The organism is Pseudomonas sp. ICMP22404 (genome assembly GCF_006227205.1).
Classification (GTDB): Bacteria; Pseudomonadota; Gammaproteobacteria; order Pseudomonadales; family Pseudomonadaceae; genus Aquipseudomonas.
In genome coordinates, this window is the sequence record NZ_VCNG01000007.1 from 283,824 (window position 1) to 303,405 (window position 19,582).

At 61.9% G+C, this 19,582-nt stretch carries 20 protein-coding genes; 16 read left to right on the forward strand and 4 right to left on the reverse strand.

Annotated features, from left to right (window positions below):
* Positions 1–38: 38 nt before the first annotated feature.
* The 8 genes from FGE05_RS15050 to FGE05_RS15085 all read left to right on the forward strand — a co-directional run bounded on the left by FGE05_RS15050 (position 39) and on the right by FGE05_RS15085 (position 8,277).
* Positions 39–1,040: a PleD family two-component system response regulator gene (locus FGE05_RS15050; protein ID WP_139646088.1), complete on the forward strand. Its 1,002-nt coding sequence runs from the start codon at positions 39–41 to the stop codon at positions 1,038–1,040.
* A 287-nt stretch (positions 1,041–1,327) separates the two neighbouring features.
* A protein-coding gene (prfB, locus tag FGE05_RS15055; RefSeq protein WP_139646090.1) for a peptide chain release factor 2 occupies positions 1,328–2,423 on the forward strand; the annotation gives its coding sequence in 2 pieces (ribosomal slippage) (positions 1,328–1,399 and positions 1,401–2,423; 1,095 coding nt in all).
* 108 nt (positions 2,424–2,531) lie between these two features.
* On the forward strand, positions 2,532–4,034 hold the full coding sequence (gene lysS / locus FGE05_RS15060) for a lysine--tRNA ligase (RefSeq protein ID WP_139646092.1): 1,503 nt from the start codon (positions 2,532–2,534) through the stop codon (positions 4,032–4,034).
* Between the two features lie 115 nt (positions 4,035–4,149).
* Positions 4,150–4,854: a TetR/AcrR family transcriptional regulator gene (locus FGE05_RS15065; protein ID WP_217505338.1), complete on the forward strand. Its 705-nt coding sequence runs from the start codon at positions 4,150–4,152 to the stop codon at positions 4,852–4,854.
* Between the two features lie 175 nt (positions 4,855–5,029).
* Positions 5,030–5,581 carry a hypothetical protein gene (locus FGE05_RS15070; protein ID WP_139646096.1) on the forward strand — a complete coding sequence of 184 codons (552 nt, stop codon included), beginning with the start codon at positions 5,030–5,032 and terminating at the stop codon, positions 5,579–5,581.
* A gap of 51 nt (positions 5,582–5,632) precedes the next feature.
* Positions 5,633–6,910 carry a flavohemoglobin expression-modulating QEGLA motif protein gene (locus tag FGE05_RS15075; RefSeq protein ID WP_047702097.1) on the forward strand — a complete coding sequence of 426 codons (1,278 nt, stop codon included), beginning with the start codon at positions 5,633–5,635 and terminating at the stop codon, positions 6,908–6,910.
* Between the two features lie 135 nt (positions 6,911–7,045).
* Positions 7,046–7,951 (forward strand): alpha/beta hydrolase, encoded by a 906-nt coding sequence (locus FGE05_RS15080; RefSeq protein ID WP_139646098.1) that lies wholly within the window; start codon positions 7,046–7,048, stop codon positions 7,949–7,951.
* Complete coding sequence (locus tag FGE05_RS15085; RefSeq protein ID WP_139646106.1) at positions 7,948–8,277, forward strand: hypothetical protein; 330 nt, start codon at positions 7,948–7,950, stop codon at positions 8,275–8,277. The genes FGE05_RS15080 and FGE05_RS15085 overlap by 4 nt, the downstream gene beginning before the upstream one ends.
* 185 nt (positions 8,278–8,462) lie before the next feature.
* On the opposite strand, the gene FGE05_RS15090 is transcribed toward FGE05_RS15085, so the two are convergent.
* The 3 genes from FGE05_RS15090 to FGE05_RS15100 all read right to left on the reverse strand — a co-directional run bounded on the left by FGE05_RS15090 (position 8,463) and on the right by FGE05_RS15100 (position 10,336).
* Complete coding sequence (locus FGE05_RS15090; protein ID WP_139646134.1) at positions 8,463–9,251, reverse strand: OmpA family protein; 789 nt, start codon at positions 9,249–9,251, stop codon at positions 8,463–8,465.
* A gap of 51 nt (positions 9,252–9,302) precedes the next feature.
* On the reverse strand, positions 9,303–9,716 hold the full coding sequence (locus tag FGE05_RS15095; protein ID WP_041024801.1) for a DUF4398 domain-containing protein: 414 nt from the start codon (positions 9,714–9,716) through the stop codon (positions 9,303–9,305).
* A gap of 275 nt (positions 9,717–9,991) precedes the next feature.
* Positions 9,992–10,336, reverse strand: coding sequence for a pilin assembly protein (locus FGE05_RS15100; RefSeq protein ID WP_139646109.1), 345 nt, complete (start codon positions 10,334–10,336; stop codon positions 9,992–9,994).
* Between the two features lie 192 nt (positions 10,337–10,528).
* On the opposite strand from FGE05_RS15100, the gene ppc reads away from it, so the two are divergent.
* The 7 genes from ppc to FGE05_RS15135 all read left to right on the forward strand — a co-directional run bounded on the left by ppc (position 10,529) and on the right by FGE05_RS15135 (position 17,796).
* Complete coding sequence (ppc, locus tag FGE05_RS15105) at positions 10,529–13,159, forward strand: phosphoenolpyruvate carboxylase (protein WP_139646110.1); 2,631 nt, start codon at positions 10,529–10,531, stop codon at positions 13,157–13,159.
* Between the two features lie 291 nt (positions 13,160–13,450).
* Positions 13,451–14,101: an adenylate kinase gene (gene adk / locus FGE05_RS15110; RefSeq protein WP_041024798.1), complete on the forward strand. Its 651-nt coding sequence runs from the start codon at positions 13,451–13,453 to the stop codon at positions 14,099–14,101.
* A gap of 93 nt (positions 14,102–14,194) precedes the next feature.
* Positions 14,195–14,872: a tRNA (adenosine(37)-N6)-threonylcarbamoyltransferase complex dimerization subunit type 1 TsaB gene (gene tsaB, locus FGE05_RS15115; protein WP_139646112.1), complete on the forward strand. Its 678-nt coding sequence runs from the start codon at positions 14,195–14,197 to the stop codon at positions 14,870–14,872.
* Between the two features lie 185 nt (positions 14,873–15,057).
* Positions 15,058–15,366, forward strand: coding sequence for a hypothetical protein (locus tag FGE05_RS15120; protein WP_139646114.1), 309 nt, complete (start codon positions 15,058–15,060; stop codon positions 15,364–15,366).
* Positions 15,366–16,226 carry a DUF72 domain-containing protein gene (locus tag FGE05_RS15125; protein ID WP_139646116.1) on the forward strand — a complete coding sequence of 287 codons (861 nt, stop codon included), beginning with the start codon at positions 15,366–15,368 and terminating at the stop codon, positions 16,224–16,226. The genes FGE05_RS15120 and FGE05_RS15125 overlap by 1 nt, the downstream gene beginning before the upstream one ends.
* A 33-nt stretch (positions 16,227–16,259) precedes the next feature.
* Positions 16,260–17,081 carry an oxaloacetate decarboxylase gene (locus FGE05_RS15130; RefSeq protein ID WP_139646118.1) on the forward strand — a complete coding sequence of 274 codons (822 nt, stop codon included), beginning with the start codon at positions 16,260–16,262 and terminating at the stop codon, positions 17,079–17,081.
* A 22-nt stretch (positions 17,082–17,103) separates the two neighbouring features.
* Positions 17,104–17,796, forward strand: coding sequence for an extensin family protein (locus FGE05_RS15135; protein WP_373682485.1), 693 nt, complete (start codon positions 17,104–17,106; stop codon positions 17,794–17,796).
* Here the strand turns inward: FGE05_RS15135 and FGE05_RS15140 are convergent, their stop codons facing one another.
* Entirely contained in the window at positions 17,797–18,417 is a 621-nt protein-coding gene (locus FGE05_RS15140) for an energy transducer TonB (protein ID WP_139646123.1), read from the reverse strand.
* 92 nt (positions 18,418–18,509) lie between these two features.
* On the opposite strand from FGE05_RS15140, the gene FGE05_RS15145 reads away from it, so the two are divergent.
* The gene (locus FGE05_RS15145; RefSeq protein ID WP_041024791.1) at positions 18,510–19,292 is read left to right on the forward strand and encodes a class I SAM-dependent methyltransferase; all 783 of its coding nucleotides are present in this window, start codon (positions 18,510–18,512) and stop codon (positions 19,290–19,292) included.
* The last annotated feature ends 290 nt before the right edge of the window (positions 19,293–19,582 follow it).

The following is a 19,582-nucleotide window of genomic DNA, read 5'->3' on the forward strand; positions in this document are numbered from 1 at the left end:
CAGCAGTCCTGGCCAAAGCCGTACTCAGGTGAGCCTCCATGAATGAATTACAGCTCGACGGTTTCAAGAGCGATGAGAATGCCGCCATGGTCTTGCTCGTCGACGATCAGGCGATGATCGGCGAGGCGGTTCGGCGCGGGTTGTCGAATGAAGAGAACATCGATTTCCACTTCTGCTCCGACCCTCACCAGGCCATCGCCCATGCGATTCGCATCAAGCCGACGGTGATTCTCCAGGACCTGGTGATGCCCGGCCTCGACGGCCTGAGCCTGGTGCGCGAATACCGTAACCATCCGGCCACCCGCGATATTCCGATCATCGTCCTGTCCACCAAGGAAGACCCGTTGGTCAAGAGTGCGGCGTTTGCCGCCGGCGCCAACGATTACCTGGTCAAGTTGCCGGATAACATCGAGCTGGTGGCGCGTATCCGCTATCACTCGCGGTCCTACACGATGCTGTTGCAGCGCGACGCGGCCTACCGCGCCCTGCGGGTCAGCCAGCAGCAATTGCTCGACACCAACCTGGTGCTGCAACGGTTGATGAACTCCGATGGCCTGACCGGGTTGTCCAATCGCCGGCACTTCGACGAATACCTGGAACTGGAGTGGCGCAGGGCGATGCGGGACCAGTCCCAGCTGTCGCTGTTGATGATCGACGTGGATTACTTCAAGTCCTACAACGACAACTTTGGCCACCTGGAGGGTGACGAAGCCCTGCGCAAGGTCGCCACGGCGATCCGCGACGCCTGCAGCCGCCCATCCGATCTGCCGGCCCGCTACGGCGGCGAGGAGTTCGCCTTGGTGCTGCCCGGCACCTCGCCTGGCGGCGCCCGGTTGATGGCCGAAAAACTGCGCCAGAGCGTGGTCGCCCTGAAAATTCCCCATACCACGCCTGAAGAGGGGGCGAGCCTGACGGTCAGCGTCGGCGTCTCGACCGTCACCCCGCAACAGGGCAGCGACAGCCGACAACTGATATCAGCGGCGGATAAAGGGTTGTATATGGCCAAGCACAATGGGCGTAACCGGGTGGGCATCGAGTAAATCCCAAGGCGACAGAAAAGGCTTTTTGTGGCGAGGGGATTTATCCCCGCTGGGGCGCGTAGCGGCCCGGAAATCCGACAGCTCGGTGCGCCTGGCAGATCGAGTTGGCTATTTTGGGGCTGCTGCGCAGCCCAACGGGGATAAATCCCCTCGCCACAGGTCTGTGTTGCCTGTGGGGGCTGTGTTGAATCTCATTACCCTCCCAAGCCGCCAGGCGGGCTGCCGTCGGCGCTTGATTACGTTATACTCGCCGGCTTTCAAAAGTTCGCCAACGAGTGCTGCCCGCCATGGAAATCAACCCGATCCTTAACACCATCAAGGACCTGTCCGAGCGCTCCGAAACTATTCGGGGGTATCTTTGACTACGATCAAAAGCATGAGCGTCTGACCGAGGTCAACCGCGAGCTTGAAGATCCGAGTGTCTGGAACAAGCCTGAATACGCCCAGGAGCTGGGCCGTGAGCGCTCTGCGCTGGCGCAGATCGTCGAGACCCTGGACGAGTTGTCCAGTGGCCTGGCCGATTGCCGCGACCTGCTGGACATGGCTGTAGAAGAAAACGACGAAGGCGCGGTCGGTGACGTGGTCGCCGAGCTGACACGCCTCGACGAGGCCCTGGCCAAGCTGGAATTCCGTCGCATGTTCAGCGGCGAGATGGACATGAACAACGCCTACCTGGACATCCAGGCCGGTTCCGGCGGCACCGAAGCCCAGGACTGGGCCAACATCCTGCTGCGCATGTACCTGCGCTGGGCCGACAAACGCGGTTTCGACGCGACCATCATGGAGCTGTCGGCCGGTGAAGTCGCCGGGATCAAGGGCGCTACCGTGCACATCAAGGGTGAGTACGCCTTTGGCTGGCTGCGTACCGAGATCGGCGTGCACCGCCTGGTGCGCAAGAGTCCGTTCGACTCCGGCAACCGTCGCCACACCTCGTTCTCGGCGGTGTTCGTTTCCCCTGAGATCGATGACAAGGTGGAAATCGAGATCAACCCGGCGGACCTGCGCATCGACACCTACCGCTCCTCGGGCGCCGGTGGTCAGCACGTCAACACCACCGACTCGGCGGTACGGATCACCCACGTACCGACCAACACCGTGGTCAGTTGCCAGAACGAACGCTCCCAGCACGCCAACAAAGACACCGCGATGAAAATGCTCCGGGCCCGCTTGTACGAGCAGGAGATCCAGAAGCGCAACGCGGCATCCCAGGCGCTGGAGGACAGCAAGTCCGACATCGGTTGGGGTCATCAGATCCGTTCCTATGTGCTCGATGCCTCGCGCATCAAGGACCTGCGCACCAACATCGAACGCAGCGACTGCGACAAGGTGCTGGACGGCGATATCGACGAATACCTGGAAGCGAGCCTCAAACAGGGGCTATAACGCGACACCCATGCGGCGGGCGGGCACGCTTTTTCGAAAGCGCGGCTCGCCGGCAAACTCCGGCCCCGGGGCCGGGGGCAACGAACCTGTGATGGAATCCTTAAAGACATGAGCGACCTAGAACTCGACCCGCAAGCCCTGCAACAGGAAGAAAACTCCCTGATCGCCCTGCGCAAGGAAAAGCTTGCTGCCGAGCGCAACAAGGGCCAGGCCTTCCCCAACGACTTCCGCCGCGACGCCTACTGCGACGCCCTGCAGAAGAAGTACGCGGACAAGACCAAGGAAGAGCTGGCCGAGGCGGCGATTCCAGTCAAGGTGGCCGGTCGTATCATGCTCGACCGTGGTTCGTTCCTGGTGATCCAGGACATGACCGGTCGCATCCAGGTCTACGTCAACCGCAAGACCCTGCCGGAAGAAACCCTGGCCGCCGTCAAGACCTGGGACCTGGGCGACATCATCGCCGCCGAAGGCACCCTGGCCCGTTCCGGCAAGGGTGACCTGTACGTCGAAATGACCAGCGTACGCCTGCTGACCAAATCCCTGCGCCCGCTGCCGGACAAGCACCACGGCCTCACTGACACCGAGCAGCGCTACCGCCAGCGCTACGTCGACCTGATCGTCAACGAAGACGTGCGCCAGACGTTCCGCGTGCGCTCCCAGGTGATCGCCCACATCCGCAGCTTCCTGATGAAGCGCGACTTCCTGGAAGTCGAGACGCCGATGCTGCAGACCATCCCTGGCGGCGCGGCGGCCAAGCCGTTCGAAACCCACCACAACGCCCTGGACATGGAAATGTTCCTGCGCATCGCGCCGGAGCTGTACCTCAAGCGGCTGGTGGTTGGCGGGTTTGAAAAGGTCTTCGAAATCAACCGCAACTTCCGTAACGAAGGCGTTTCGACCCGGCACAACCCCGAGTTCACCATGCTCGAGTTCTACCAGGCCTACGCCGACTACGAAGACAACATGGACCTGACCGAGGAACTGTTCCGCGAGCTGGCGCAGCTTGTTCTCGGGACTACCGACGTGCCATACGGCGACAAGGTATTCCACTTCGGTGAGCCGTTCGTGCGCCTGTCGGTGTTCGATTCGATCCTCAAGTACAACCCTGAGCTGACCGCCGATGACCTCAACGACATCGAAAAGGCCCGCGCCATCGCCAAGAAGGCCGGTGCCAAGGTGCTCGGCTTCGAGGGCCTGGGCAAGCTGCAGGTGATGATTTTCGAAGAGCTGGTGGAGCACAAGCTGGAACAGCCGCACTTCATTACCCAATACCCGTTCGAAGTGTCGCCGCTGGCTCGTCGCAACGACGAAAACCCGAACGTGACCGACCGCTTCGAGTTGTTCATCGGCGGCCGCGAAATCGCCAACGCCTACTCCGAGCTCAATGACGCCGAGGACCAGGCCGAGCGCTTCATGGCCCAGGTGGCCGACAAGGACGCCGGCGACGACGAAGCCATGCACTACGACGCCGACTTCGTGCGCGCCCTCGAGTACGGCATGCCACCTACGGCCGGCGAAGGCATCGGCATCGATCGCCTGGTGATGTTGCTGACCAACTCACCGTCGATCCGGGACGTGATCCTCTTCCCGCACATGCGGCCTCAAGCGTAAATGTTTTCAATTAAAAAACCGCCTGGAAGGCGGTTTTTTATTGCCTGTCTGGTACAAACGTATCAATTGGTTACTTTTTTGAAATAGCGAGGAAAGACCTGTCGTGAATCGTGCAATGTCTCCAGAAGGTGCAGCGGGCGTCGCCACTGCAGTCGCTGAAAGTGTTCAGTACCAAGGCCGCAAGGCGAGCCGACAGGGCAGTGAGCAGCGTCGCCAGGAGATTCTCGATGCGGCCATGCGCATTGTGGTGCGCGATGGTGTGCGAGCCGTGCGACATCGGGCAGTGGCCGCCGAAGCGGGCGTGCCGTTGTCGGCTACCACGTATTATTTCAAGGACATCGATGACCTGCTCACCGATACCTTCGCCCAATACGTGGAGCGTAGCGCGGCGTTCATGGCCAAGCTGTGGACCAACAACGAAGGCTTGCTGCGGGAAATGGTCGCGTATGGCGATGGCAGTCCCGAATCCCGTTCGCAACTGGCCGATGACATCGCCCGGATGACCGCCGACTACGTGCAGCATCAACTGGACAGCCGCCGCGACTACCTGATGGCCGAGCAGGCCTTCCGCCAGGAAGCGCTGCTCAATCCGCGCCTGGCGGAACTGGTGCGCTCGCACCAACAGATCCTGCTGCACGGCACCTGTCAGTTTTTCCAGGTATTGGGCTCCCGTGAGCCGCAACAGGATGCCAAAGTGTTGACGGCGATTATCGGACGGATGGAATATCAGGGCTTGCTCAATGGCGCCGAGCCGGTCGCCGGTGAAGACATGCTCGGTATTTTGACCCGTTACATGCACTTGGTATTGGCGTCTGTCTGAACACACGGTCCTTGTGGCGAGGGGATTTATCCCCGCTGGGCTGCGTAGCAGCCCCAAAACTGGCGACTCAATTAACCTGAAATATTGAGTCGCGTGGTTTCAGGGCCGCTACGCGCCCCAGCGGGGATAAATCCCCTCGCCACAAGGGTCCAGTCGCCAGCCATAGGGAGTTCCAATGAAAGCCTGGCGTGCCGTTGTAATGGCCATGTCGTTGCTGCTGCTCAGCGGCTGCCTGGTGTCTTTCAAGGCGCCCTTGCCCGACGCCGAGGCCGCGCCCAAGGGGTTGCTCGGGCACTGGACCAGCACCAATGCCTGGGGCGAGCCGCTGAACCTGGAACTGACGAAAGTCGGCAAGCACCGCTACCAGGCCATCAGCTATTTCAGGGCCAGGCCCCAGGAACGAGAGGCCATTCCCCTGACCGTTTCCCGTCATGGCAGCCGCTGGTACCTGTCGGCCAAGGTGCCGGCCCGGTATGGCGGGCATTTCGTGATTGCCGGTTTCGAACTGACCGACAAGCAGGAACTGGTGGTCTACAACCTGGACATGGAACAGATCAACCAGGCCATCGGCCAGAAAATCCTCAGCGGCCAGCCGAACCGGAGCGAGGAGGGCGATGGGGTCCTGGTGGACAGCGACATGAGCAGGGTCTTCAGTTATCTCGACGACCCGGCCAATTCCGATGTGTTCTCGGAAGCCGTGCGTTACCAGCGGCTCAAAGCCCAATAGACTCAACCATCAATAACAGCAGCAAGCGGACGTTTTTCACAGGAGTTCCGGGTGGACGATTACCAGCAGACGATACGCACCTTGTCCGATCGCATAGTGCTGGCGCAAACGCCGATTCGCATTCTCGACGCGGTGAAATGGGACGAGAACATCCGCAAGGGGTTCCTCAAGGCCAAGGGCAAGGAACCGCCTGCCGTGGACCGTGATTATTACCTCAACCGGCCGCTGTCCTTCGATTCCAGCAAGGTCAAGCTGGAGTTCCAGAACATCGAGCGCGACATTACCCGTCAGCTTGGGCAGTTCAACCCGGTCGGCCAGATCATGCGCCGCATGTGCAAGGAGTACCGCATGGTGGTGCGCATGCTCGAAGCGCGCGGCACCGAGGACTTCGGGTTGATTTCCCAGGAGCTCTACGGCGCCGCCTCCGACGCTTTCCATGCCGGCGACCCGACCCTGTCCGACCTGGGCCTGATGCTGTCCGACTACCTGAACAACATCGATGGCCGTGGCGATTTGAAGGACGAGCCCAAGGTTCTCAGCGCCAAGGAAGCGGTCGGCCTGCTGCAGCATCGCCTCAACCGGGTCTTCGGCGAAGCCGAGGAAACCATTCGGGTGTTCGAGTCCGACGGGATCGTCGCGGACGCGGCGGCGGGGGCCGACTACATCAAGATCCGCGCCGACGCGATGTTCAACGAACGGGACGTGCGGGCTCTGGAGGTCCATGAAGGCCTTGTACACGTCGGCACGACCCTCAACGGCTTGAACCAGCCGATCTGCACGTTCCTGTCCAAGGGCCCGCCCTCGTCCACCGTGACCCAGGAAGGCCTGGCGATCCTGATGGAAATCATCACGTTTGCCTCCTACCCGAGCCGCTTGCGCAAGCTCACCAACCGCACTCGCGCCATCCATATGGTGGAGGAAGGGGCCGATTTCCTGCAGGTCTTCGAGTTCTTCCGTGAGCAGGGCTTTGAAATGGCCGAAAGCTACGGCAATGCCAGCCGGGTTTTCCGTGGCTCGGTGCCGAACGGCCTGCCATTCACCAAAGACTTGTCCTACCTCAAGGGCTTCATCATGGTTTACAACTACATTCAGTTGGCCGTGCGTAAAGGCAAGCTGGAGCAGGTGCCGCTGCTGTTCTGCGGCAAGACCACCCTCGAGGACATGCGTACCTTGCGGCAGTTGGTGGACGAAGGCCTGGTGGTGCCGCCCAAGTACCTGCCCGACCAGTTCCGCGACATGAACGCACTGTCGGCCTGGATGTGTTTCTCAAACTTCCTGAACCATCTGAGCCTGGACCGGATCGAAGCGGATTATTCCAATATCCTGTAAGCGAATGTGGGAGCGAGCCTGCTCGCGATAGCGATATGTCAGGAACCTTTGCATCAACTGACACACCGCTATCGCGAGCAGGCTCGCTCCCACAGGGACTGTGTTTCAACTTCAAACTTATGCGAGGTTCACCGGATGCGAACCCTCGGCATCTTTTGCCTGTTGCTGGCCCTGAGTGGTTGCAGTTCGTTGTTGTTCTACCCCGAGCGCGGCCAGCCTTTCACCCCGGAGCGGGCGCGGCTCGAATACCGTGACGTCACCCTGCTCACCGCCGATGGCTTGAAGCTCCATGGCTGGTGGCTGCCGGTCAAGCAGGGTGTCGAGGTCAAGGGGACGGTGCTGCACCTGCACGGTAACGGTGGCAACCTCGCCTGGCACCTGGGCGGTAGCTGGTGGCTGCCGGAGCAGGGCTATCAGGTGTTGATGGTGGATTATCGCGGTTATGGCTTGTCCGAAGGCGAGGCGAGCCTGCCGGCGATCTACCAGGACATCGACGCGGCATTCAAGTGGCTCGACCAGGCGCCGGAGGTCCAGGGCAAGCCGTTGGTGCTACTCGGCCAGAGCCTGGGTGGCGCGCTGGCGGTGCATTACCTGGTCGATCACCCGCAGCGCCAGCAGCAACTCAAGGCCCTGGTACTCGACGGCGTGCCCGCCAGTTATCGCGACGTGGGACGTTTTGCCCTGAGCACGTCGTGGCTGACCTGGGCCTTCCAGGTGCCGTTGTCCTGGCTGGTGCCCGACGGCGACAGCGCCATCGGTTCCATCGCCCAATTGAAAGGCGTGCCGAAGTTGATCTATCACAGCCTCGACGATCCTATCGTGCCTCTTTCCAACGGTATCCGCCTGTATCAAGCTGCGCCGCCGCCGCGAGTCCTGCAACTGACCCGAGGCGGTCACGTGCAGACGTTCGCCGACCCGGTCTGGCGAACCGTGATGCTGCGCTACCTCGACGACCCGCAACACTTCGACGGGCTGCGCCGCCTGGGCGAAGTCCCGAATTACCCGAAATCCCCTGTTGAATCTCCAGAGAGCCCGCAATGAGCGAAGAACGCAACGCCATCCCCCTGATCATCACTGGTATCTGCAGCATCCTCGGCACCGTCGCGGTGTTGTGGTACTACGGCTACCTGCACTTCGCCAAACCCGAGGATGCGCTGTTGCTCAATGAGTTCACCATGCTCAAGACCATGCCGGGAGAAGACTACAAGGTTTCCCTTGAGCCGGCGTCCCAGGTGGCCCAGTGCATCGATGGCGTGCTGGTGCTGTTCGACACCGAACAGAAGGGCCTGACGGGCGTGCTGGTCAATGAAAAGAAACGCGCGGTGCGGTGCATGGGACAGGAGACGCCGCAGAAGCTTCAGCCGTAATGCCATGAAGGTCGGTGAGCCCCTGTGGGAGCGAGCCTGCTCGCGATGGCGGAGTGTCAGTCCATGCATGACTGACTGAACAGACGCCATCGCGAGCCGGCTCGCTCCCACAGGAGGAAAATATTCGGCGATAAAAAGCCCCGCCTGAGTTGCTCAGGCGGGGCTTTTTCGTTGCACTCGATCGATCAGTTGGCGCTCATACTCGAACGTGGTGCCACTGGCTGGTTGTCGTTGGAGATGGTGACTTCCACCCGACGGTTCATGGCTCGGCCCGAAACGCTGTTGTTGTCGGCCACCGGGAATTCCTTGCCATAACCCTGGGTCACGACGCGGGCTGGATCGACGCCCATTTTCACCAGGGCAGTGCGCACGGAACTGGCGCGGCGTTCGGACAGCGACTGGTTATAGGAATCCGAACCGGTGCTGTCGGTGTAGCCTTCGACGATGACCTTGCGGTCAGGGTTTTCCTGGAGGAACTGGGCCAGTTTATTCACGTTGACCAGGCCGCTGGAACGCAGGTCGGACTTGTTGGTGGCAAACAGCACGTCGCCGAAGGTCACCAGGGTGCCGCGCTCGGTCTGCTTGGCGTTGAGGCTGTCCTGCAGTTGCTTGATCTGCGCGTTGCGGGCGTCGAGCAAGGCACGAGCGCGTTCGTCGCCGGCGTTTTTCAGCTCCATCTCGGCGTTACGCAGGGCAATGGTCTGCTTGGCCACTTCGACGCGCTGGTTGGTCAGGTAGGCCAACTGGTCGACCTTGGCTTCGTCTTCACGATCCAGATAGGCCTTGTCGGCCTTGGCCAGGAAATCGGCGGCGTCTTTGGTTTCCAGCGCGGCCACCTTGGTCGCTGCCGGGTCGGCTTGCAGGCCGTTGTAGTTGGTGCGGGCCTGTTCCAGGTTCGCGTTCGGGTCGTGGGAGCAAGCGGCCAAGGCTACGCAGGCAGCGAGCAGGGCGGGCATCATCAAATGTTTGTGCATCATAGTCTGTCGTCCTTTTATCAATGAGAAATACGTCGTGGCGCGAACGGTTTACTGAACCTTGTTCATGCCTTCCTGACGCAGTTCCTGAACCCCTTTCTGGGAGTCCTTGAGTGCCTGTTCGGCCTTGGCGGCCTGGGCCTTGCGTTCAGCGACGCGGGCGTCCCACTCGGCCTGTTCGGCCAGACGCCTGGCTTCGTCGTATTTCTTGTCGTGCATGGCCAGCTCGGCTTGTTTGAGCTTGTCCTGGGCCGACTTCATTTCCACCGCGGCGAATTCGGTACCGCCGGCGCTGACGGCGCTGTTGACGGCCGATTGCGTGACTGCGTACTGCTCCGAAGGTGGATTGCCGGCGCATCCTGCGAGGATGAAGCTGCTTCCGATGGCCAGGGCAGCCAACTTCAGACCACGCAGGCCATTGAATGAGGGTTTGGCAGTGCAGGTATTCATAGGCTTCAACTCCATTGGAAAACTCCTGGGAAACTACAGATCCATGCCGGAACCGAAGCCTTGACGTCCGTTTTGATGCTGGTGCCAGGCGCGTTTATTTAAACAACCGTTCCAGTATGGTTATTCGGTGTGACCCGAGGCGTTTTTCAAAAGTTCAGCGAAGATGGCCAATCGCCAAAAAGCTTTGCTGACTGATCGGTCAGGCGCAAAAAAGCTGAACTTTCCTGGCGCGCAGCGGTATTTTCAGCGCCGCTCACGGCGCTGGCATCGAGATGAAAACGGAGGAGGTGTCAGTGTTTCGCCTTGTCGTTCTGTGAACAGAGCTCATGCAGATGACGACGGGACAGGGCGAGAAAACGCGGCGTTGGGCCGACGTCTTCGTACAGCGGGTCGCCTTCTTCATCGGTGGCGACCACTTGGGAGCCCTTGATGTACGGGAAGCTCGCTTCCAGTTCCTCCAGGGCAGCGCCGATCAGTTCACCGAGCAGTTCCTCGGGCTGGCGCTTGGGATACATGTCGCAGATCGCGGCAAGGCGCGCGGCGGCTTCCATATCCAGGTGAATGGTGTAGCCGGTCTGGGTCAGGTGGCCCTTGGCGTTCTCTTCCCAATGTTGGGCAAGCTCACGGATTTTCATGATGACCTCATTAAACCTGTTCGTGGCAGGCACGGTGAGTGACAAGCCGTCGTGTGGCTTACTAATGAGACTAGCTTTGTCCGACAAGGTTTAAAGACCCTTCGTCGCTTGTCATACGTGGCTGGCATCGGCACTCTCTTGTGAACGTCTCACCCAAGAGCTGTCCGGACCTTTTTTGCTGGAGAACTGCTGATGACCGATATCGATGCCCGCTTGCGCGAGGATGTCCACCTGCTCGGGGAGCTGCTGGGCAATACCATCCGCGAACAGTACGGGGACAGGTTTCTCGACAAGATCGAGCAGATCCGCAAGGGCGCCAAGGCCGATCGACGCGGCTCCGTGGACGCCGAACTCAGTGCCAGTCTCAACCAGTTGAGCGAAAACGAACTGCTGCCGGTGGCGCGGGCGTTCAACCAGTTCCTCAACCTGGCGAACATTGCCGAGCAGTACCAGCTCATCCACCGCCGCGAAGAGTCGCAGCCAGCGCCGTTCGAGGCGCGGGTGTTGCCTGAGTTGCTCGCCCGGTTGCGCGCCGAAGGCCATACCGCCGAATCCCTGGCGCGGCAACTGGGGCGCCTGGAGATCGAGCTGGTGCTCACGGCCCACCCCACCGAAGTGGCCCGCCGCACCCTCATCCAGAAATACGATGCCATCGCCGGGCAACTGGCGGCCCAGGATCACCGCGACCTGACCAGTGCCGAGCGTGCACAGATCCACGGGCGTCTGCAGCGGCTGATCGCCGAAGCCTGGCACACCGAGGAAATCCGCCGCACCCGCCCGACCCCCGTGGACGAAGCCAAGTGGGGCTTCGCGGTGATCGAGCATTCGCTGTGGCAGGCCATTCCCAATTACCTGCGCAAGGCCGACCAGGCCCTGCATGCCGCTACCGGGCTGCGCCTGCCGTTGGAGGCGGCGCCGGTGCGCTTTGCTTCATGGATGGGCGGTGACCGCGACGGCAACCCGAATGTCACCGCCGCAGTGACCCGTGAAGTGCTGTTGCTGGCGCGGTGGATGGCGGCGGACTTGTATTTGCGCGATGTCGATCAACTGGCCGCCGACCTGTCCATGCAGAAGGCCAGCGAGGCCTTGCGTGCCCAGGCCGGCGACAGCGCCGAACCCTACCGTGCCGTGCTCAAGCAACTGCGCGAACGCCTGCGCGCTACGCGCAACTGGGCTCAGGCATCCCTGAAAGCCACCACACCGGCGAGCGCGGAGGTATTGCAGAACAACCGCGAACTGCTGGATCCCCTGGAGCTGTGCTACCAGTCGCTGCACGATTGCGGCATGGGCGTGATCGCCGACGGTCCGCTGCTCGATTGCCTGCGTCGGGCGGTGACCTTCGGGTTGTTCCTGGTGCGACTCGACGTGCGCCAGGATTCGACCCGCCACACGGCGGCCATGACGGAAATCACCGACTACCTGGGGCTGGGGCGCTATGAGGAATGGAGCGAGGAGCGGCGCATCGGTTTCTTGCTGGACGAACTGAATAACCGCCGACCGTTGCTGCCGGCCAATTTCAAGCCGTCGGCCGATACGGCGGAAGTCCTGGCCACCTGCCGGGAGGTCGCGGCGGCGCCGGCGGCGTCCCTGGGCTCCTATGTGATTTCCATGGCCGGCGCGGCTTCCGATGTGCTGGCGGTACAACTGCTGCTGAAAGAGGCCGGGGTGCTGCGGCCGATGCGCGTGGTGCCCCTGTTCGAAACCCTGGCCGACCTTGACAACGCCGGGCCGGTGATCGAGCGGCTGTTGCTGTTGCCGGGTTATCGGGCGCGCCTCCAGGGGCCCCAGGAAGTGATGATCGGCTATTCCGATTCGGCCAAGGACGCGGGGACTACCGCGGCGGCTTGGGCACAGTATCGGGCCCAGGAACGGCTAGTGGAGATCTGTCGCGAGCAGCAGGTCGAATTGCTGCTGTTCCATGGTCGTGGCGGCACGGTCGGCCGTGGCGGCGGCCCGGCCCATGCGGCGATTCTGTCCCAGCCCCCGGGATCGGTGGCGGGACGCTTCCGCACCACCGAGCAGGGCGAAATGATTCGTTTCAAATTCGGCCTACCGGACATCGCCGAGCAGAACCTCAACCTGTACCTCGCGGCTGTGCTGGAAGCGACCCTGCTTCCGCCGCCGCCACCCACGCCCGAATGGCGGCACCTGATGGACGAACTGGCGGCCGACGGCGTCAATGCCTACCGTGCCGTGGTGCGGGAGAACCCCCAGTTCGTCGAGTACTTCCGGCAATCCACCCCGGAGCAGGAACTGGGGCGCCTGCCCTTGGGCAGCCGGCCGGCCAAACGCCGGGCCGGTGGAATCGAAAGCCTGCGGGCGATTCCGTGGATTTTCGGCTGGACCCAGACCCGCTTGATGCTGCCGGCCTGGCTCGGTTGGGAAACTGCCCTGGGCAAGGCCCTGGAACGAGGCGAAGGCGAGTTGCTGGGGCAGATGCGCGAGCAGTGGCCGTTCTTCCGGACCCGCATCGACATGCTGGAAATGGTACTGGCCAAGGCCGATGCCGATATTGCGCGCTCCTACGACGAGCGTCTGGTGGAGCCTGCACTGCGACCTTTGGGGACGCATTTACGCGACCTATTGTCGCAGGCCTGTTCCGTGGTGCTGGGTTTGACCGGCCAGTCGCAACTACTGGCACATAGCCCAGAGACACTCGAATTCATTCGCCTGCGCAACACCTACCTCGACCCCTTGCACCTGTTGCAGGCTGAACTGCTGGCCCGCTCGCGAGAACAGGACGTCGCCCAGGGCAGCCCCGTGGAGCAAGCATTGCTGGTGTCTGTGGCGGGTATCGCCGCCGGATTGCGCAACACCGGCTAAGCTCAAGCGGCGCCTCGAAACGGCTCGCCCGGTGTCGCCGGGCGTTGCCTTGCAGGAATGGGAGCAGGTCGGCCAGGCGACAGTTTGTTGCCCGGTTGCGACTCTCGCCACCTCCTCCAAAGGTCGCGTCGGACGCCGGTTCCTCCGACTTTCGGCGGCTTGTGTGGGTCGGGCCTGCTGTGTATCTTGATCAGCCTTTGGCCGTTTGGGCGGTCACGATTCCAGTTTTCCGAGATTGGCCCGACGAGGCGAATCCGAGCGTTTTACATAAAAAAATTGAGGAGCACATCGATGCGCGTCATTCTGCTGGGAGCTCCCGGGGCCGGTAAAGGTACTCAGGCAAAGTTCATCACCGAAAAATTCGGTATCCCGCAAATCTCCACCGGCGACATGTTGCGTGCAGCGGTCAAGGCCGGCACCGAGCTGGGCATCAAGGCCAAGAGCATCATGGACGCTGGCGGCCTGGTGTCGGATGACCTGATCATTGCCCTGGTCAAGGATCGCATCGCTCAATCCGACTGCGCCAAGGGCTTCCTCTTCGACGGTTTCCCACGCACCATTCCACAGGCCGAAGCCCTGGTGGAAGCCGGCGTGGAACTGGATCACGTCGTTGAAATCGCCGTCGACGACGAAGAGATCGTCCAGCGTATTGCCGGGCGTCGCGTCCACGAGCCTTCCGGCCGCGTCTACCACACGGTCTACAACCCGCCGAAAGTTGCTGGCAAGGATGACCTCACCGGTGAAGAACTGGTGCAGCGCAAGGACGACACTGAAGAAACCGTGCGTCATCGCCTGTCGGTCTACCACTCCCAGACCAAGCCGCTGGTGGACTTCTACCAGAAGCTGTCCGCCAAGACTGGTGGCAAGCCCAAGTACAGCCACATCCCGGGCGTCGGCACAGTCGATGCGATCACCGGCAAGGTGCTTGAAGCGCTGAGCTGAAAAGTCTGCTCGGTTGCACCAACTACGGCCCGCTTGCGGGCCGTAGTTGTTTATACTGGCGCCCCTTTTTTTCCTTGATTGACGGACACATCGATGAGCACCTTGCTGGCCCTGGACACCGCGACTGAAGCTTGCTCCGTTGCCCTGCTGCACGACGGCAAGGTCACGAGCCATTACGAGGTGATTCCACGCCTGCACGCTCAGAAACTGTTGCCGATGATCCAGCAATTACTCAGCGATGCTGGCACCACCTTGCAGGCTGTGGATGCGATTGCCTTTGGTCGTGGCCCGGGGGCCTTCACCGGTGTGCGCATCGCTATCGGTGTCGTGCAGGGGCTGGCGTTCGCGCTGGAGCGTCCGGTGTTGCCGGTGTCGAACCTGGCCGTGTTGGCCCAGCGTGCCTTGCGTGAACACGGCGCCCATCAGGTGGCTGCGGCTATCGATGCGCGCATGGACGAGGTGTACTGGGGCTGCTACCGCGAGATCGCTGGCGAGATGCGTCTGGTGGGGGCCGAGGCGGTGCTGCCGCCCGAGGTTGCGGCGTTGCCGACCGATGCGACGGGTGAGTGGTTTGGCGCCGGCACCGGTTGGGGGTATGGCGAACGTATTGCCGTCAACCTCAGCGGCCAGAACGCCAGCCTGTTGCCCCACGCCGAAGACCTGTTGGCCCTGGCCCGCTTCGCCTGGGAACGCTGCGAAGCCATCCCGGCCGACGATGCCCAGCCGGTGTATCTGCGGGACAAGGTCGCCACGCCCAAGTCGGAACGGTAACTGCACTCTCAAAGCGGGCGACACGTCATTCCAGAGCCCGGAAGTCACATCCAATATTGCCAGTCGTCATTTTTTTGCCCGGTTTTTAAACCTTTTCGGCTTTATGTGTTCTAGTTATCACTTGCGCATTTGCGCGGCTGGGAAAGTGCCGCTAAATTGCCATCATTGATACTGAGCATTCTGTTATGCGTATAGACGGATATTCACCGCAGTCTTATCCCATCAAGCGCCGGCCTCGGACAGGCAAGGTCGCTGATCAGGAGTCCTTCGACGACGTCGATGGCGACTTGGAGTTTCCGTCTGAAGAGCAACTGGCTGCCCGCGCAGCGAAAGCGTCCGCACAGCGCCTGAGCAATCTTCCCGCCCGCCAGCAAGACATGCTTTATCACCGTTCCATGAGCCGCAGTGTCGCCACGGCCCTGGCCAGCTACCTGAGCACCGCCGGTTTCGTCGATTGGGATATGGAAGTGCTGGGGCTCGACCTCTACATCTGATGGCGTTGCCTTACTACCTCGGCTGCCCCTCCTGGAGCGAAAACGCCTGGCGCGATTATCTTTATCCCCAGGACGCCAGAAGCTCCGAATTCCTGAGTCTCTATTCCCAAGTGTTCAACGCCGTGGAAGGCAATACGACCTTCTATGCGAGCCCTTCCGCGGCCATTGTGCAGCGTTGGGCCGAGAACATGCCCGAGCACTTTCGCTTCACTGCCAAGTTTCCCGGCGAGATCAGCCACAACGGCGATCTGCGTGAACACCAGACGGCCGTCGACACCTTCCTGCAACTGCTCAGCCCTTTGGGCGAACGGGTTTCGCCGCTCTGGCTGCAGCTGTCCAAAGCGTTTACGCCGAATCGGTTGCCGGAACTGGCGGGGTTCATCGACGCCTTGGAGCGCCCGTTGGCGGTGGAGGTCCGTCACGATGAGTTCTTCGCCAAGGGGGATGCCGAACGGCAGCTCAATCGCCTGCTGCTCGATCGTGGTGTCGAGCGTATCTGCCTCGATCCCCGGGCCCTGTTCAGTTGCACCTCCACCGATCCCGCGGTGCTCCATGCACAGTCGAAAAAGCCCCGGGTCCCCCCTCGGCCAGCAGCCTTTACCCAATGCCCGCAGGTGCGCTTCATCGGTCATCCGGTGCTGGAGGCCAACGAGCCATTCCTGACGCCCTGGGTGGAGAAAATCGCCAGTTGGATCGAAGAAGGGCGCACGCCCTATATCTTCCTGCACACTGCTGACAACCTGCTGGCGGCGAAGCTGGCGCTGCATTTTCATGACCGTTTGATGCAGCGATTGCCTGGATTGCCGGCCCTGCCTGAGTTATACAGGGAGCCCGCCGCCGAGCAACTGGGTTTGCTCTGAGGCCGAATCCTTTTCTGCTCAGGAGTGACCTCCATGGATGCGCAAACCCGTCGGGCCCAGGCGTTCAAAGCCTTGCACGAACGCGAAGGGGCTTTTGTCATTCCCAACCCGTGGGACGCCGGTTCCGCGAAGATGTTGGCCAGCCTGGGGTTCGAGGCGTTGGCCACCACCAGCGCCGGTCACGCTTTTTCCCTGGGACGCCCGGATGGCGCTCTGGGGCTGGAAGACACCCTGGCCAATGTCCGGGCGATCGTGGCCGCCACTGACCTGCCGGTAGCGGTCGATTTCGAGAACGGTTTCGCCGACGCGCCCGAAGCGTGCGCCCGCAACCTGCTGCGTGCGGCAGAAGCCGGTGCGGTCGGGGGTTCCATCGAAGATGCCACGGGGCGCGAAGGCAGCCCGATCTATTGCTTCGAGCATGCCGTGGCACGGGTCAAGGCGGCGGCCGAAGCGGTGCGTAGCCTGCCTTATCCGTTCGTGCTGACCGCTCGGGCGGAGAACTTCCTGCACGGCAATCCCGACCTGGATGACACGATCCGTCGACTGAAAGCGTTCGCCGACGCCGGCGCCGACGTGCTCTATGCCCCTGGGTTGAGTACCGCCGAGCAGGTGCTCGCAGTGATACGGGCCGTGGCGCCAAAACCGGTGAACGTGCTGATGTCCGGGGCACTGGACCTGACACTCGCGCAGTTGAGCGAACTGGGCGCCAAGCGCATCAGTGTCGGCTCGGCCCTGGCCCTGGCGGCGTACGGTGAGTTCATGCGCGCCGCCGGGGAAATCCGCGAGCAGGGTACGTTCACCTTTACCCGTCGCTCGATGACGTTCAAGCAGGCCAACCAGTTGTTCAAGGGTTGATGCTCGAGGCGTTATCGTGAGGATTGCGAAAGGCATTTCGTTGCTGGTGCTGGTCGTTGGCGCCGCGGTGCTGGGGGTGTGGCGGGGCTGGTTGCCGGTGCCGCCGGCATGGAATCCCTGGGCACCCCTGGACGTCAATGCACCGCCGAACCTGCTGACCCGCTACAAGCTCATGGCCTTGCGCAATGACCCGCAACTGTGTGAGCAGGCTCTGGCCACTTCGGGGCTGAAGGTTGCCCACCAGGCCGACAGCAACCCTGCGGCCAGTTGCCCGCTGACCAATGTGCTACGGGTGCAGGGCGGTGAGGTGGCGTTGAGCAGCAGTTTCCTCGCCAGTTGCTCCCTGGCCGTAGCATTCGCCCTGTTCGAGCGGCATGCGCTGCAACCGGCTGCGCAGGCGGCCTATGGGCAGAAGGTGACGCGAGTCGATCACCTGGGCAGTTTCGCCTGTCGCAACATGTACGGTCGTGAAGACGGCGCGCGCAGCCAGCATGCCACGGCCAGCGCGTTGGACATCGCCGGGTTTCGCCTGGCCGATGGTCGCACGGTCAGCGTCCTCCGGGATTGGCCGAAGGACAGCGCCGACGCGCGTTTCCTGCATCAGGTGCGCGACGGTGCCTGTGACATGTTCAGTGTGGTCTTGAGTCCGGACTACAACGCAGCCCACCGAAACCATTTCCACCTGGATGTGGGGCCTTGGTGGATCTGTAGGTGATCAGGCGGCGATACGCAGGTTCTGCAATACGATCGGGCGTGCCCAGCGGGTGTCGAAGTCCAGGGCTTTCTGCTGGGCGACGATTTCTTCTTCCGGGAACGGCGGGAAGGGCTTGTCCAGCAGGTCGAGTTCGAACTCGGCAATCGGCAGGTGCAACGGGCGTGGCTGCGGCGCCGGGCCGGGTTCCGGCAATGGTTGGCCAGCAGCGAGGACAATGGGGCGAACCCAGTTGCTCTCGAAGTTCTGCTGTTTCTGCTGGGCGCTGATTTCTTCCGGTGGGAAGGGGGGGAACGGCTTGTCCAGCAGGTCCAGTTCGAATTCGGCGATGGGCAGGAACAGCGGTTCAGGCGGCTTGACCTGGGTCTCTTTCACATCGCAGGTGCGCTGGCTGACGATGTGGTCCAGCAGTTCGGCACCGAGGGTCGGTTCAACGGCCTCATCGAGGGCGACGGGCTGGTAGCTGCCCGGCGCTGGCGCGTTTTCACCCAACTGATCGGCCAGGGCCCGGGCAAAAAAATCTTGCCACAGGTGACTGACGCCGCTCAGGGCCTGGGTGTTGCGCAGGCTGTAATCACCGTAACGGGAGATAACGCCTATCGATGTGGAATGAATGTCTGACATTTTTCTCGGTCGACGCTCAGCTCTGGCAAAATGCCGTTCACCGTTGTTATCGGCCGTTTTTGCCGATCCTTAATTTTTTGAGCGTGTTTTCCATGAGTGAGCAACCCGCGGCCTGCCGCATCCACGTCGAGGCCCTGGCCCCGGCCTTCCAGCCTCAGGCCGAGCACTGGGCCCAGCGCCTTGGCCTGCCCTTGCAGGTGGACGATGGCGAGTTTGCCTTGCAGGTCGGCGAACACGGGCTGCAACTGCAACAACTGGGGCCGGACGCGCCGGGGCCGGTGCGGGTGGATTTTGTCGAGGGTGGTGCGGCCCATCGCCGGTTATACGGCGGCGGCAGCGGCCAGATGATCGCCAAGGCGGTGGGGATCGCCCAGGGTGTGCGTCCCCGTGTGCTGGATGCTACGGCCGGCTTGGGCAAGGATGCCTTCGTGCTGGCCAGTCTGGGCTGCGAGATGAGCCTGATCGAGCGCCAGCCGCTGATCGGTGCCTTGTTGGAGGACGGTCTGGCCCGTGGCGCGGAGGATTTCGACGTGGCGCCCATTGTGGCCCGCATGCGCTTGCTCAAGGGCAATTCCATCGAGGTGATGCAAAATTGGGAAGGCGAGCCGCCCCAGGTGATCTACCTGGACCCGATGTTTCCACACCGTGAGAAAACCGCCTTGGTGAAGAAGGAAATGCGTCTGTTCCGGCCCTTGGTCGGCGACGACCCCGACGCCCCGGCGCTGCTGGCCGCAGCCCTGGCCCTGGCGACGCACCGGGTAGTGGTCAAGCGCCCGCGCAAGGCACCGTGCATCGAAGGGCCGAAGCCGAGTCATGGGCTCGATGGCAAATCCAGTCGGTACGACATCTATCCCAAGAAAGCGCTCAAGGCTTGAGCTGTGGGAGCAAAGCTTGCTCGCGATGAAGGCGCCTCGGTTTCAGGGCTAAACGCATAAACTTCATCGCGGGCAAGCCTTGCTCCCACGGATTTGAGCAACGCCATTCCACTGTGGGAAGCGCCCGCGCAAGGCACCGTGCAAAGGCTTGGGCTGTGGGAGCAAAGCTTGCTCGCGACGAAGGCGCCTCGGTTTCAGGGCTAAACGCATAAACTTCATCGCGGGCAAGCCTTGCTCCCACGGATTTGAGCAACGCCATTCCACTGTGGGAAGCGCCCGCGCAAGGCACC